Annotated in this window: 14 protein-coding genes; 2 read left to right on the top strand and 12 right to left on the bottom strand. The window is 38.1% G+C overall.

Translation table 11 applies throughout. The annotated features are described in order from the left end of the window. Positions 1-4: 4 nt before the first annotated feature. From ABE41_RS09315 to ABE41_RS21035, 8 genes are all read right to left on the bottom strand, one after another. A complete protein-coding gene (locus tag ABE41_RS09315) occupies positions 5-427 on the bottom strand; it encodes a cell division protein SepF (protein ID WP_066289213.1) in 423 nt (140 codons plus the stop codon). A 12-nt stretch (positions 428-439) separates the two neighbouring features. Continuing rightward, positions 440-1,120, bottom strand: a complete 681-nt coding sequence (locus ABE41_RS09310; RefSeq protein WP_083207751.1) for a YggS family pyridoxal phosphate-dependent enzyme — start codon at positions 1,118-1,120, stop codon at positions 440-442. Between the two features lie 4 nt (positions 1,121-1,124). Then, positions 1,125-1,949: a peptidoglycan editing factor PgeF gene (pgeF, locus tag ABE41_RS09305; protein WP_066289212.1), complete on the bottom strand. Its 825-nt coding sequence runs from the start codon at positions 1,947-1,949 to the stop codon at positions 1,125-1,127. Between the two features lie 74 nt (positions 1,950-2,023). Then, positions 2,024-2,308 (bottom strand): YlmC/YmxH family sporulation protein, encoded by a 285-nt coding sequence (locus ABE41_RS09300; protein WP_066289211.1) that lies wholly within the window; start codon positions 2,306-2,308, stop codon positions 2,024-2,026. A gap of 388 nt (positions 2,309-2,696) precedes the next feature. Beyond that, positions 2,697-3,479, bottom strand: a complete 783-nt coding sequence (gene sigG, locus ABE41_RS09295) for an RNA polymerase sporulation sigma factor SigG (protein ID WP_066240567.1) — start codon at positions 3,477-3,479, stop codon at positions 2,697-2,699. A 121-nt stretch (positions 3,480-3,600) separates the two neighbouring features. Beyond that, positions 3,601-4,320: an RNA polymerase sporulation sigma factor SigE gene (sigE, locus tag ABE41_RS09290; protein ID WP_066294757.1), complete on the bottom strand. Its 720-nt coding sequence runs from the start codon at positions 4,318-4,320 to the stop codon at positions 3,601-3,603. Between the two features lie 32 nt (positions 4,321-4,352). Further along, positions 4,353-5,264: a sigma-E processing peptidase SpoIIGA gene (gene spoIIGA, locus ABE41_RS09285; protein WP_066289205.1), complete on the bottom strand. Its 912-nt coding sequence runs from the start codon at positions 5,262-5,264 to the stop codon at positions 4,353-4,355. Positions 5,265-6,106: 842 nt separating this feature from the next. Next, the gene (locus ABE41_RS21035) at positions 6,107-6,268 is read right to left on the bottom strand and encodes a hypothetical protein (protein ID WP_156774260.1); all 162 of its coding nucleotides are present in this window, start codon (positions 6,266-6,268) and stop codon (positions 6,107-6,109) included. A gap of 294 nt (positions 6,269-6,562) precedes the next feature. On the opposite strand from ABE41_RS21035, the gene ABE41_RS09280 reads away from it, so the two are divergent. Further along, entirely contained in the window at positions 6,563-7,891 is a 1,329-nt protein-coding gene (locus tag ABE41_RS09280) for a hypothetical protein (RefSeq protein WP_066289203.1), read from the top strand. Positions 7,892-7,953: 62 nt separating this feature from the next. After that, complete coding sequence (locus tag ABE41_RS09275) at positions 7,954-8,841, top strand: AbiTii domain-containing protein (RefSeq protein WP_066289199.1); 888 nt, start codon at positions 7,954-7,956, stop codon at positions 8,839-8,841. Between the two features lie 279 nt (positions 8,842-9,120). Here the strand turns inward: ABE41_RS09275 and ftsZ are convergent, their stop codons facing one another. From ftsZ to ABE41_RS09255, 4 genes are all read right to left on the bottom strand, one after another. Then, positions 9,121-10,314: a cell division protein FtsZ gene (ftsZ, locus tag ABE41_RS09270; RefSeq protein WP_066289193.1), complete on the bottom strand. Its 1,194-nt coding sequence runs from the start codon at positions 10,312-10,314 to the stop codon at positions 9,121-9,123. Positions 10,315-10,345: 31 nt separating this feature from the next. Then, entirely contained in the window at positions 10,346-11,626 is a 1,281-nt protein-coding gene (gene ftsA / locus ABE41_RS09265) for a cell division protein FtsA (protein ID WP_066289189.1), read from the bottom strand. Between the two features lie 143 nt (positions 11,627-11,769). Beyond that, on the bottom strand, positions 11,770-12,123 hold the full coding sequence (locus ABE41_RS09260; RefSeq protein ID WP_066289181.1) for a small basic family protein: 354 nt from the start codon (positions 12,121-12,123) through the stop codon (positions 11,770-11,772). A gap of 1 nt (position 12,124) precedes the next feature. Beyond that, on the bottom strand, positions 12,125-12,832 hold the full coding sequence (locus tag ABE41_RS09255) for a DUF881 domain-containing protein (protein ID WP_172827348.1): 708 nt from the start codon (positions 12,830-12,832) through the stop codon (positions 12,125-12,127). Positions 12,833-12,837: the final 5 nt, after the last annotated feature.

Genomic DNA, 12,837 nt, shown 5'->3' with positions numbered 1-12,837 from the left:
TGGTTTAGTCTTCGTCCATCATTTCTGAGATCGTACCGGAAACATCAACGTTTTCAGGAGTGCACAAAAATGTATTTGGTCCGAGCTTTTGGATATCTCCGCCTATCGCATAAACAGTCCCTGATAAGAAGTCTACGATACGTTTAGCCTGATCATGCGGAATTCTTTGCAAATTCATAACTACTGCTCTTCGATTTTTCAGCTGATCCGCAATATCTTGAGCTTCAGCATAAACGCGCGGCTCAACAAGAACAACCTTAACCTGCTGCTGGATACTTTGCAAGCTCACAACATTCGGCTTGCCCTTTTTGGTATGAGATGGTGTAATCTCTTCCTCTTCAGCCAAAGACTCTTCTTCATAATCTTTCTCATACTCATAATCATCTTCTAAATCAAAAAAACGCTTAAACTTTGTTTTGATTCCCATTTATTCCACCTCCTAAAATTCTTTTCCTACTAAGTCTGTTCCAATTCGAACAAAGGTTGCTCCTTCTTCAACTGCTATCACATAGTCGTTAGACATTCCCATAGAAAGTTCCTCGCAAGGTGCATGCGGCAGATCTTTATTTTGAATGTCGATTTGCAACTGTTTTAACGTTGAAAATACATTTCTTACAATCGATTCATCTTCTGTAAAAGGCGCCATTGTCATAAGACCTACAACTTTAATTTTGTCGTAGTCTTTTAGTTTATCGACAAAACTAATAACTTCTTTTACTGCCAGTCCATGTTTCGAATCTTCTTCAGCAACATTGACTTGTACAAAACAAGAAATCGTCTTGTCTGCTCTTTTTTGAATCTCTTTTGCTAAGCTTAGCCGGTCTAAGGAATGGATATAATCTACATGATTGATAATATCTTTTACTTTACGAGACTGAAGCGTGCCAATAAAGTGCCATTTTACATTCTTGTCTGCCAGGTATTCTTTTTTTTCAAGCAATCCTTCAATGCGGTTTTCACCGATATGTTCAACACCTGCCAAAACAGCATTCTTCGTCGTTTCGTTACTTACATATTTCGTTACAGCAACTAGATTAACGCCCTTTGGAGACCTGTTTTTTTTCATGCATGCAGCTTGAATCTCATTTAATATCTTTTCTTTATTTTCTAATATGTTCAAACGCTTACTTAACTCCTTTCCTGCCTATAAAACTCATCATCCTGCCCGTCTTGCCATTATCTTTGCGGTGTGAAAAGAACATAGAATTTTCACAGCTCGTACATTGCTGGGAGACCATGATGTTTTCTGGAAGTACTCCGGCTTGCAAGAATAGAATCTCATTTAATCTTTGTAAGTTTAATTGAAATCTGCCAATATTGTTTGTTGTGAATACACCCGGTTCTTCATCCTGCTTCAATGCTTCTTTTACTTCACGAATAACCTTTTCATCAACTTCATAACAGCATTCACCTATTGCAGGTCCAATTGCTGTTTTAATATCTTGAATGTCTGCATTCTCTTTTTCACACCAGAGCTCGATCATTTTAGGACCGATTTTCCCTACTGTTCCGCGCCATCCCGCATGTGCCAGACCAATCAAGTTATTTTTTGGTGAATAAAAGTAAAGCGGAACACAATCTGCATAGAGAGAAGTTAATAGAACGTCCTCATCCTTTGTGTACAATCCGTCCGCATCTGAGATAGCAGTTTCAAAATCCATTGAGCCTCTGCCACGGTCTTCTCCAGTGACTTTTACAATATGTGTACCGTGAACCTGCTTTGAACCTACCCAATATTGAATCGGGAAATTAATTTCATCGGCAAAAGTTTTGCGGTTATCTTGTACAAATCTGGGTTCATCATTAACATGAAATCCCATGTTTAATGAGTTGAAAGGCATTGGACTATACCCTCCATCACGCATGGTGAAACCAGCGGTAATAAAGGAATTCTCTTTTTGCCATTCTTCTATAACAAGGTGCTTTCCAGTTTGTTTAAATGTCTTCATTTCTATGTATTCCTCCTGGAAAGTTTTATCTTTATTTTACCACATTTTTGAGGAATAAAGAAAAAAAGAACCGTTTATTTCAATTGATCAAACGGTTCTTTTACGTATTCGTTTAATTCACTGGCTTCCATATGCCTGACGAGTATTACGTCTGCACCTATTTTAACGATGTTGCGCCATGGAATTACAATATCATTTTCTCTTGCAAAAAACCCAAGCATTTTTCCTGCACCAGGAATGATGATTGCGTCAATCTTTCCGGTATTTAAATTAATCTCAAGATCAGCAATATGGCCTAGTTTTTTTCCGTTTGCTACGTTAACAACGTCTTTAACTTGAAAGTCTGATATTTTGTTCATGTCACAACCCGCCTTTCTGTTTTCATTATATGAAGGAACAAGCTGTTTCATGTTCGTAGCAATAAAGAAATATTAGGCTGTTTTCATAAACTTTGTTGATCTTGCAAGTGGTTGATTTCCACTCCAGGATGCTCGCTTTCCGCGGGGTGTGCGGTGAGCCTCCCTATCGCTTCGCGCTGGCGGGGTCTCACCTGTCCCACTGCTCCCGCAGGACAAGGAAGGCTTAGACAGCGTTACATCGCACGAAGAAAATGTGATTTTTCATTTTCGAGGAGTCTCGTACCTTACACTCCTATCAACTTATCAAAGAAGAGAGGTGACAGGAATACTCAATAGCAACAATCTTTTAGAAAAAAGCTCATTAAAAAAACCCGCAGATCTGCGGGTTTTAGCTGCTCTGTATATTTTTGTTCATCTGAGATATTGCTGCTTTCTCAAGTCTTGACACCTGGGCTTGGGAGATTCCAATTTCATCTGCCACTTCCATCTGTGTCTTGCCTTGAAAGAACCTCATAGTTAATATCATTTTTTCTCTGTCGTTTAGACGTCTCATACCTTCTTTTAATGCGATTTCTTCGATCCATTGCATGTCTTTAGCTTTATCATCACTGATCTGATCCATAACAAAAATAGGATCTCCTCCATCATTATAGATGGGTTCAAACAATGACACAGGATCTTGGATGGCATCGAGTGCAAAAACGACTTCTTCCTTCGGTACATCTAGCGCTTCTGCAATTTGCTGTGCTGTTGGCTCCCGAGATAGTTTATTCATGAGCTGGTCACGAACTTGCAATGCTTTATAAGCAATATCTCTTAGACTTCTGGAAACGCGTATCGGATTATTGTCCCGAAGATAACGCCTTATTTCACCAATAATCATCGGTACAGCATAGGTAGAAAATTTAACATTCTGACCAAGATCAAAATTGTCAATAGACTTCATGAGTCCGATACACCCTACTTGAAATAAATCATCAACATGCTCTCCGCGGTTGTTGAATCGCTGAATCACACTCAGGACGAGCCTGAGGTTTCCATTCACCAGAGTTTCTCTCGCATCCGGATCACCCTTATGCATTTTATCAAACAAGATACGCATCTCTGGATTTTTTAAAACAGGAAGCTTTGATGTGTCAACTCCGCAAATCTCAACTTTATTTCTTGTCAAGTCTTTTCCCTCCTGCCGGGAGCTAATTTCAAATTAAGTATCACCGAACGGAGGGAAATTTATGCAATTGTAAATTTTGATTAAAGCAGTTAATGATTCAATATCCTATATAGAATAATATCTAAACCATTTTATTAAATTCTTTTTGAAGCCTTTTAATAATTCTCTTCTCAAGCCTCGAGATATATGATTGAGATATACCCAGCATATCTGCTACATCTTTTTGTGTTTTTTCTTCTCCGCCTGAGAGTCCGAACCTGAGTTCCATGATCTGTTTCTCTCTGTCATTGAGTGTAAAAAGAGCTTTTAGTAAAAGTTTCCGGTCAACGTTAGCTTCAATTCTTCTTGTTATAAGGTCATCTTCAGTACCGAGAACATCTGAAAGCAGCAGTTCATTGCCATCCCAATCCACATTTAATGGTTCGTCAAAAGATACTTCAGAACGTGTTTTGTTATTGCGACGCAGGTACATCAATATTTCATTCTCAATACATCTGGAAGCATATGTGGCTAGTTTAATCTTTTTTTCTGGATTAAACGTATTTACAGCTTTAATTAAACCTATCGTACCAATACTTATTAAGTCCTCGATATTGATTCCTGTATTTTCAAACTTCCTGGCAATATAAACAACAAGACGCAAGTTTCGTTCGATCAAAAGGGACTTGGCAGCTTGATCACCTGAAGGCAGTTTTTCGAGCAAAACCGCTTCTTCTTCTTTACTTAATGGAGGAGGCAGCGCTTCATTACCGCCGATGTAGTAAATTTCGTCTGATTTTAATCCAAGCTTGAATAATAGCTTATACCAAAACATCGTTATCCTAAGTCGCAATTTGCTGATCATTTTTACTCCCCTTTCACATCAAGTGCTTACTATGACGCTTGTACATGTTGAAGATACATTTTCGGATGCACAATGGCATCAAACTGACCCTCGCTTGATAATGAAGTCCAGCTTAATCCAACAAGACCCGGCGGTGAACAAACTGCAATTCCATCCTTCTCAATCTCAATCCGATCTGGCTTTAAGCAGGCAAGAAATTGCTGATGTCCAACAGATCGATACGGTACGATTCGCAATCTGCTGATCCATGGATGATCATTATCCTCAGTACCAATCGACATCACATCTCTTGCAGCCGTTTGAATAGCTTCTGGAAATTCAGAGCTGTGGATGTTCATGTCTAAAACCATAACGGGCATTTTTGAAATGGGATCGTATAATTTATTACCTGTATCAATAAGTCCATTTGCATAAATAATGACTTCTCCAATAGAGATTTTCACTTTGACAAGACTGTTGGAATCCATTTTTTCCACAGTAATGTCATCTACTCTTTTCTTCGAAAAATACCAAAGAGCTGGTACACCTGCCGCTACAAACAACCAGCTTACCGGATCACCCATTCCTGTACTTTTGGTTGAAATAACCCCATTCATAATCACAGCTTCACTCTGCATAAAATAATGAAGTGCAAAAATTCCGCCACCCGTTACAAAGGAAACAAAATAAAACATCGCTACATTTTTCACTACAAATCGAATACGTTTAAAGCCAAAAGCTGTAATCATGATTGCAATAGACAAAAGAAACTTTACCAAAGGCTGTGAGAAAACCATCAGTTCTGGATAGACAACTAAAATGACGTAACTGGATGCTAGAAGAGAGGCAAGAAGGATTCTCTTTTTCGATGCATTGCGCTTTAAAACATAGGCTGTTAACGAGATCAATACATAATCAATGCAGAAATTAAGAAACCAAATGACATCCAAATAAAGGGTCATTGGTTTTCTCCTTTCTTAATTTTGAAATTAGTATAACGTATAGGTTGTTTGAAAGTCTGTCAGTTTATGAGAGAAGTATTGTTCTTATTTTCTCTTTTTTTGTCAAAAAAGCTTATATGTTAGATATACGTTTTTGGGACAAGAATATGACAAAATTAAACGCTCTGTTTTGGTAATCCTTGCTGCTCTTGGAAGTGGTTGATTTCCGTTTCAGGTGCTCGCTTTCCGCGGGGCAGGCGGTGAGCCACATTTGTACGTTTCACTCTTAAGTGTCTCACCTGCCCGCCTGTCCCGCAGGAGTCTCGCACCTTACACTCCAATCAACTATTCAATGAAGCACTTCATAAATCTATCTGCAGCAACAATCTACTTTTCAATGATCCTTTTGTATAGAAAGCCAAAAGAAGTTTAGAAAGGTTGTTTTCTATAGGATTGTTGCTTTTGAATGTTTTAATTTTTTTATTCTCTTAACATGCATGTTGATGGAAGCGCAAGGTTGCCCGACTCCTTAAAAATAAAAATCACATTTTCTTCGTGCGATATAATGCGGTCGTTGCCTTCCTTGTCCTACGGGACGAGCGTGCCAACTACCTGAATATTCTTCTCGCAAAGCATGCGACGAGGAAGCTGGCTTCATTGAGAGTTGCTTTGAGACGCAGGAGCACATATGCTTCATTGAAACTAATGGCGCAAAGCGACAGGAGGCTCAACGTTCGATAGGTGAAAAGCGAGCAACCTGGAGCGGAAATCAGCTACTTTTAAATGCAACAATGATATGAAAACAAACTATGAGTATTTTGCAACAACTATGCAAAAAAAATTGGAGCCATATTGGTCTCCATTCAATCGGCAATATACTTTGACTTAAGTAACCTCTCAACAAGTTTCCTCACATTTAGTTCTCCATATGTTTTCACCGTCCCAATCCCTTCGACCTTCGTCTCACTGGTTAAGTTCTTTTCTATTATATTATTCTCCAAAAAATTTTCATGTTGATTTTTCATGTTGACCAACTCCTTATTCAAGTTTATTAATGAGCAGACTTGTCTCATTACTTGAACCAACGAGAAGATGTTAACGTTGTGACAAAATAAAAAGAAGCTCTTTGCAATTGAGAAAACTCCGTACAGTCTAAAAAGGTTGTGGTCATTCTCAACGGTTAAGTTTCAACCTAAAATCAAAAACACTTCTCCAAGCATTTGATATAAGCGGAACTTGTTTTTGTCAATATTTGTACATTCCTATCGATACTTGCTATATAATTAATATTATATGGATTGTTTAAAGGAGTGAATTTCATGTCAATTGCACTAGAGGAAAGAATAACCCAACATGCTACATACACCAATATCGATAGAGTATTACAATTATTAGACGAAATGGACTCTAGTAATTTAAATACAAACAAACTGCAAATGTTAGGTAGAATACTTGAGACCTTTACCTTTTTGAAAGAAGCTTTGGACAAGGTTGACCCGTGGCTAGTTTCAACAACTTCATTAACAAATATGAATAACACTATTAATCAAATTGCTAGTTATCTAACAAATTTCAGGAATGATAAAAACGAACAGCATTTAACCAATATATTCAATCACCTTGAAAATTTGTTACCCTATTTCACTCAATTCTTGGTTCCAAAAACCCCAGATGATATTGAAGGGATTAGAAGCTCCGTAATTTCTTTTAGAAAATCTGTTGGTCAACACTTGTCAAACGTAGAAAGAGAAGCAGTAGATACCTCTGCAACATTAAAAATTAATACTGAAAAACTAAATGAACTAACTGGTGCAATCGAAAATCAAAAAGGTAGGATTGACTCAGTTATCAGTGATTTTCAGAATCAGTTTTTAAATGCCCAAACGAATAGGAATGAAGAGTTCAATGACTTCTTGAAGAAAGCTGAAGATGACTTTAAAGAGAATCTTAGTTCATATAACGATGGCTTTGAAAAGCTCGTTACAACACAAAAGGAGTCCTTTGATACATTAAATGAGGGTTTTGAACAACAAACAGAAAATCAACAACAGTCTTTTGATACATTAATTGACGATTTGAAGTCTAAAGTACAATCTGAGCTTGACCAAATAAAAGAAATGAACCAAAAGGCTGAAAAAATACTTGGAATAATGAGTATGAAAGGACTCGCTCAAGGTTATCAAAAAATTGCCAATAGTGAAGGTAATAAAGCTTTTGTTTGGAATGCTATTTCTATTCTTTCGATTTTAGGTGTTTTATGGTTTGGTTATAAGTTCATTATTCTTCATGAAGGAACAATGACTTGGACTGCTTTAATCAGTAGAGTAGTCTTGACTGGTGTAGGAATAACCCTGTTCACTTATTGTGCAAAACAAGCTACTAACCATAGAAATGAAGAACGTCGAAATAGAAAAATAGAATTGGAACTCGCTTCACTTGATCCTTATCTGAAAGATTTAGAAGAAACGGAACAAAAAAAGGTAAAGCAAAGTCTTGTTGATAAGTATTTTGGAGTTGAATTACCGAATACACAAACTCAACAAGGACAAACTCAGATACAACAAAATGCTCTTGAGACTGTAAGCTCTAATCCTCAATTGCTGCAAGCGATAGCTGAAAAAGTAACACAAATTATATCAACTAAGTGAGAGAGGACATAACGCTCCCCTCTCTCTTTTCAATTAAAACAAGGCGAAAAGGGGAATAAACAATGGGTTCAATTGTTCAAGAACTTCAAATGGAAGCCATGAGGTCAACTTCAAACATTTCCGATTTATTAAGAAAGTCAATGGTTGTTGCAAGGAAATTAAAAATCATAGAGTTCGAGCAATGGGTTAATCAAGAATTGAATGGTTTCAAAGTGCCCCGAAATGAAATTCCAGAATACAGAGAAGTTGTTGGAAAAATTCAGTGGTTTAATGCTTATCATGGTTGGTCTCCAGTCATTATCGAAGACGAGGAAATATTGGATATAGTTAGTAAATGTAAAATTGCTCAACCAATCACTGAAATTGAAGACCTGGTCAAAAGTGATTCTGAATATTTAGTTATCCATTTACCACAAGGTCAACAAAATCTCTTATCAAAACTACTCAATGAAATAGCAGAGTTTCGACTTACTTTCGGAAAATCTCAAGCTCAGAGAATGATAGACATTGTAAGAAATATTATTCTTGAATGGTCGTTGAAACTAGAGGAGGACGGCATTATGGGAGAAGGACTAAGCTTCTCAAAAGAGGAAAAGCAAGAAGCAAGCAAACATGATTATACTGTTGTTATAGGAAATGCAACTGGAGTACAGATACAACAAAACACACAAAATTCAAATCAAACAATGATAAATGAAATGGACTTGGGTAAAGTCTCCACCTTCATTTCTACCCTTAAAGAAAACCTTAATCAAATTGGACTTCAAGAGGACTCGCAACAAACTGTTGAAACAGAAATTGCAACAATTACAACACAATTAGGAGCAACTCAACCAAAGTCTTCGGTTATAAATCAATCATTACAAACTATTAGAAATGTACTTGAGGGAATTACAGGAAGTTTGTTAGCTTCTGGTTTACTTCACGAACTTAGTAAAATTAATATGTAAAACAACAATGGAGTCCTTATTGGACTCCACATAGGTCAATGAGTCAGCTTGTTGTCTATTCAGAGTTTCTTCCGTTTCCTCCTCACGACTTTACCGAAAGTAAACAGCGACAGCTTTTATTTTCTTTTCCATGATTGACCCAGCTCCTTTTGTCCCTTACAACGATTTATATTCCAATTAGTGACGTTGCAGAATATAAATGAATGTAAACAGCTTTTTTATGGAAAAAACAAAAAAGCATGCTCTCTATCGAAGAGAACATGCTTTTATTTTTGTATTTTATTTTCTTCTGTTACGGCTGCGGTTACGAAGGAATGTTGGAATATCCAACGTATCTGAATCAGCATTGGAATAAGAATTGTTGCTTCTTGATTCAGATTGGCTTTCTTCGCGTGACTGTGATTGAGACTGACCTTGTGATTGCGGCTGACTTTGATTTGAGTGAGATTGATTAGAAGATGCAGGAGATTGCTGCATTCTTGGACGCTCAGCTCTTTGCTGATTATTCACTAGCTTTTCGTTCTCATCAAATCCAGTTGCGATTACAGTTACAAGGATTTCATCTTTTAATTCTTCGTTTATTACAGAACCAAAAATCATGTTAACTTCTGGGTCAGATGCTGATGAAACAATATCAGCAGCTTCATTTACTTCGTAGAGACTTAAGTTAGCGCCACCAGTAATATTCATCAATACACCTTTAGCTCCGTCGATTGACGTTTCAAGAAGCGGTGATGAAATAGCCTTTTTCGCTGCTTCTGCTGCACGGTTTTCACCAGTACCAACACCGATACCCATTAGTGCAGATCCGCGCTCAGTCATAATTGTCTTAACGTCTGCAAAGTCCAAGTTAATCAAACCTGGTACAGCGATTAGGTCAGAGATACCTTGTACACCTTGACGAAGTACGTTATCTGCTTCACGGAATGCTTCAAGCATTGGTGTATTTTTATCAACGATTTCTAATAAGCGGTCGTTTGGAATTACGATAAGTGTATCTACTTTTTCTTTTAATACAGAAATTCCGCCAACTGCCTGCGTAGAACGTTTGCGGCCTTCAAATGTAAAAGGTCTCGTTACTACACCCACAGTAAGCGCACCTAAATCTTTAGCGATTTCAGCAACTACTGGGGCTGCACCTGTACCAGTTCCTCCGCCCATTCCAGCCGTTACGAAAACCATATCAGCTCCAGAAAGAGCCTCTTCGATCTGTTCACGGCTCTCTTCAGCAGCTTTTTTACCGATATCAGGATTTGCACCTGCTCCAAGTCCTCTTGTTAACTTAGTGCCGATCTGCATTTTTACAGGCGCCTTTGAAAGATTCAAGGCTTGTGCGTCTGTATTAACACAAATAAATTCTACACCTTGTACTCCGTGTTCAATCATTCGGTTAACAGCATTGCTTCCGCCGCCGCCAACACCAATAACTTTAATCGTTGCCAATTGATCCATATTCATATCAAACTCTAACATGAGCGTTCCTCCTAATGACTAGTTCCTTAAGTTATTCGAAAAATAAACCAAACCAGTCTTTCACTTTTGATTTCATTCCGCCGGGTTGTTTCTCTTGTGCCGGCTTCTGGCTGGACTGTTTTTTCTTCGGCAAAGGCTCCCCTGCATCTTCAGCTAATGCAGAAGCAACTTCTTTTCCCTGTACTTTAATATTTTTGTGAGTAAATTGAATCAGCCCCACTCCTGCTGTAAACTTCGGTTCTCTTACACCGATATAATCAGGCAATGAAACCCTTACATTTTGCTGGAATATATCCTGGGCTAATTCCAATACTCCTGGAATGGCTGCTACTCCCCCAGTGATGACAAAACCGCCAGGGAGTTCAGAATATCCTCGCTGATGCAATTCATCATCAATCATTTCAAAAATTTCAGCCATACGCGCCTCGATGATTAATGATAGCTCATATTGTGAAATTTCCTGCTCTTGAGAAGAGCCGATCTGAGACACGGTAAATGTTTCATCTTTAGATGCATAATCGACAAAAGAATGACCGTGTTTAAGTTTGATTTTTTCTGCATCTTCTGCAGATGTTCTTAATCCGATTGATATATCCTTTGTAATAAAGTCTCCGCCAATCGGAAGAACTGTAGTCAGTTGCATCGTCCCTTGATCGAAAACGGAAAGCGTAGTTGAACCACCGCCGATATCAATCAGTGCCACTCCAAGCTCCATTTCATCGCGTGAAAGAGCAATTGATGATGTAGCTAATGGTTCTAGACAAATATCAGCTACTGTAAGACCTGCTCGTTCCACACATCGAAGTAAGTTATGTAAGATGGTTTTAGAACCGGTAATAACCGTTCCTTCCATTTCCAATCGTACTCCAAGCATTCCTCTTGGATCAATGATTTCATCAGTTCCATCAACAATGAACTGCCGTGGGATAACATCGATGATTTCTCTTTCAGGAGGCACTGACATAACTTGAGCTGCCTCTATTACTCTAGCAATATCCTCATCACCAATTTCTCGATCTTCTCTAGATACTGCTACAACTCCGTGACAAGGCTGAAGCTGAATATGGTTTCCTTTCACACCTACAATAACGGCATTGATAGGGATACCTAACATTCTTTCTGCCTGTTCAACGGCTTTTCTTATGGAACGAACAGTTTCATCAATATCTACAATGGAACCTTTTCGGATTCCAGCTGATTTCGCATGGCCAACACCAATAACATTAAAGGATTCACTGGTCATTTCTCCAATGATCACTTTAATATTGGATGTACCGATGTCTAAACTTACATAAATTTCATTGCTGTTCATTCTGTGGCACCTCCTAACCTTTCATCCATTAAATCCTTCATCTATTAAAGATGAACAAAATTCCTTCATTTTCGCTTATTTATGGAATAAATTCCACAAACAACGGGTTATCCCTCTTTTTTTTTACCGTTTTTTCAAATTTTTTAGGCCTTTTTACGTGAGTCTGACCATTTCGAGATTAATAGTCGTCTGATAACAGCGATATTATTAAACAGCCTTACCCCAAATGCAAAAATTGCAGCTAAATACAGGTCAATACCTAGGTGAACACCTAGATATGCCAGACCGGCAGCTAGTAAAATATTGAAGAAAAAACCTGTAATGAACACTTTATCTTCAAAACTGCCCTGGAGATGAGCACGGATACCTCCAAATAATGTATCCAACGCAGCCAGCACAGCTATTGATAAATAGTTTGAGTATTCAGGAGGGACCCGGATATCAGACATGAAACCTAATAATAGACCTAGCAAGAGTCCAAGTACCGGTAACCACATCTTATGTTTCCTCCTTTGCCGGTTTCATAAACTTCACCTTTACTTCCTTATCAAATGCTGGCAAAATCACTTTTGCTGCCGGAGCAGATTCTACAAGGAAGTCTTCCCTTATAAACTCTTCAACTGCAAGCGAAGCAATAATTTTTTGATGCAGTTTTTCGTTATTTTTAGCCAGTACTCTGATTTCTATAGGAAAAGTTGAAATAGGCTCGTTGTTTATGTAAATGTCACCATTTACTTCCCGGATCGGTGTTTTCGATACAATGCGCTGTCCATCAATACTGATCTCTTTCGCATCGTATCTATTCAATTCATTAACAAGTCTTCTAAGCATATCAGGGTCAATCTGTGGCAGAGGGCGATCTACTCCAATTAGCTCGTCATTAAAAGGTTCGATAGTCATTACGATTCCTTGACCGCTCACTGTAGTTAATCCTGCCTGTTTTTTTAAATCTGCCAAAGCTTTTTCCATCGCTTCGATTTTTTCGTCTTTTCCTTCAGTCTTATACTTATTCAAAAGTTCGCTATAACGCTGAAGTTCCTCATTTAGCTCCTGCTGACGCTGTTTTTCTTTCTCCAGATCAGCTCTTAGTTCCCAAAGATCTCGTGTGTCTCTGGTGATCGGGTTATTTGTGGTCTCAAACTGGATCGCCAGCATTCCGCCTATAATGAGGGCAATAGTTGCAAACATAAATTGTTTATCTTTCAACTTAC

This window comes from Fictibacillus arsenicus (assembly GCF_001642935.1).
Taxonomy (GTDB): Bacteria; Bacillota; Bacilli; order Bacillales; family Fictibacillaceae; genus Fictibacillus; species Fictibacillus arsenicus_B.
Note: the sequence above shows the minus strand (reverse complement) of the source record. Positions and strands in the feature narration are given on the sequence as shown.

Coding starts and splice junctions, on each gene's coding strand:
- ABE41_RS09315 (WP_066289213.1), bottom strand. CDS start 427: ATGGGAATCAAAACAAAGTTTAAGCGTTTTTTTGATTTAGAAGATGAT.
- pgeF (WP_066289212.1), bottom strand. CDS start 1,949: ATGAAGACATTTAAACAAACTGGAAAGCACCTTGTTATAGAAGAATGG.
- ABE41_RS09300 (WP_066289211.1), bottom strand. CDS start 2,308: ATGAACAAAATATCAGACTTTCAAGTTAAAGACGTTGTTAACGTAGCA.
- spoIIGA (WP_066289205.1), bottom strand. CDS start 5,264: ATGACCCTTTATTTGGATGTCATTTGGTTTCTTAATTTCTGCATTGAT.
- ABE41_RS21035 (WP_156774260.1), bottom strand. CDS start 6,268: ATGAAAAATCAACATGAAAATTTTTTGGAGAATAATATAATAGAAAAG.
- ABE41_RS09280 (WP_066289203.1), top strand. CDS start 6,563: ATGTCAATTGCACTAGAGGAAAGAATAACCCAACATGCTACATACACC.
- ABE41_RS09275 (WP_066289199.1), top strand. CDS start 7,954: ATGGGTTCAATTGTTCAAGAACTTCAAATGGAAGCCATGAGGTCAACT.
- ftsZ (WP_066289193.1), bottom strand. CDS start 10,314: ATGTTAGAGTTTGATATGAATATGGATCAATTGGCAACGATTAAAGTT.
- ftsA (WP_066289189.1), bottom strand. CDS start 11,626: ATGAACAGCAATGAAATTTATGTAAGTTTAGACATCGGTACATCCAAT.
- ABE41_RS09260 (WP_066289181.1), bottom strand. CDS start 12,123: ATGTGGTTACCGGTACTTGGACTCTTGCTAGGTCTATTATTAGGTTTC.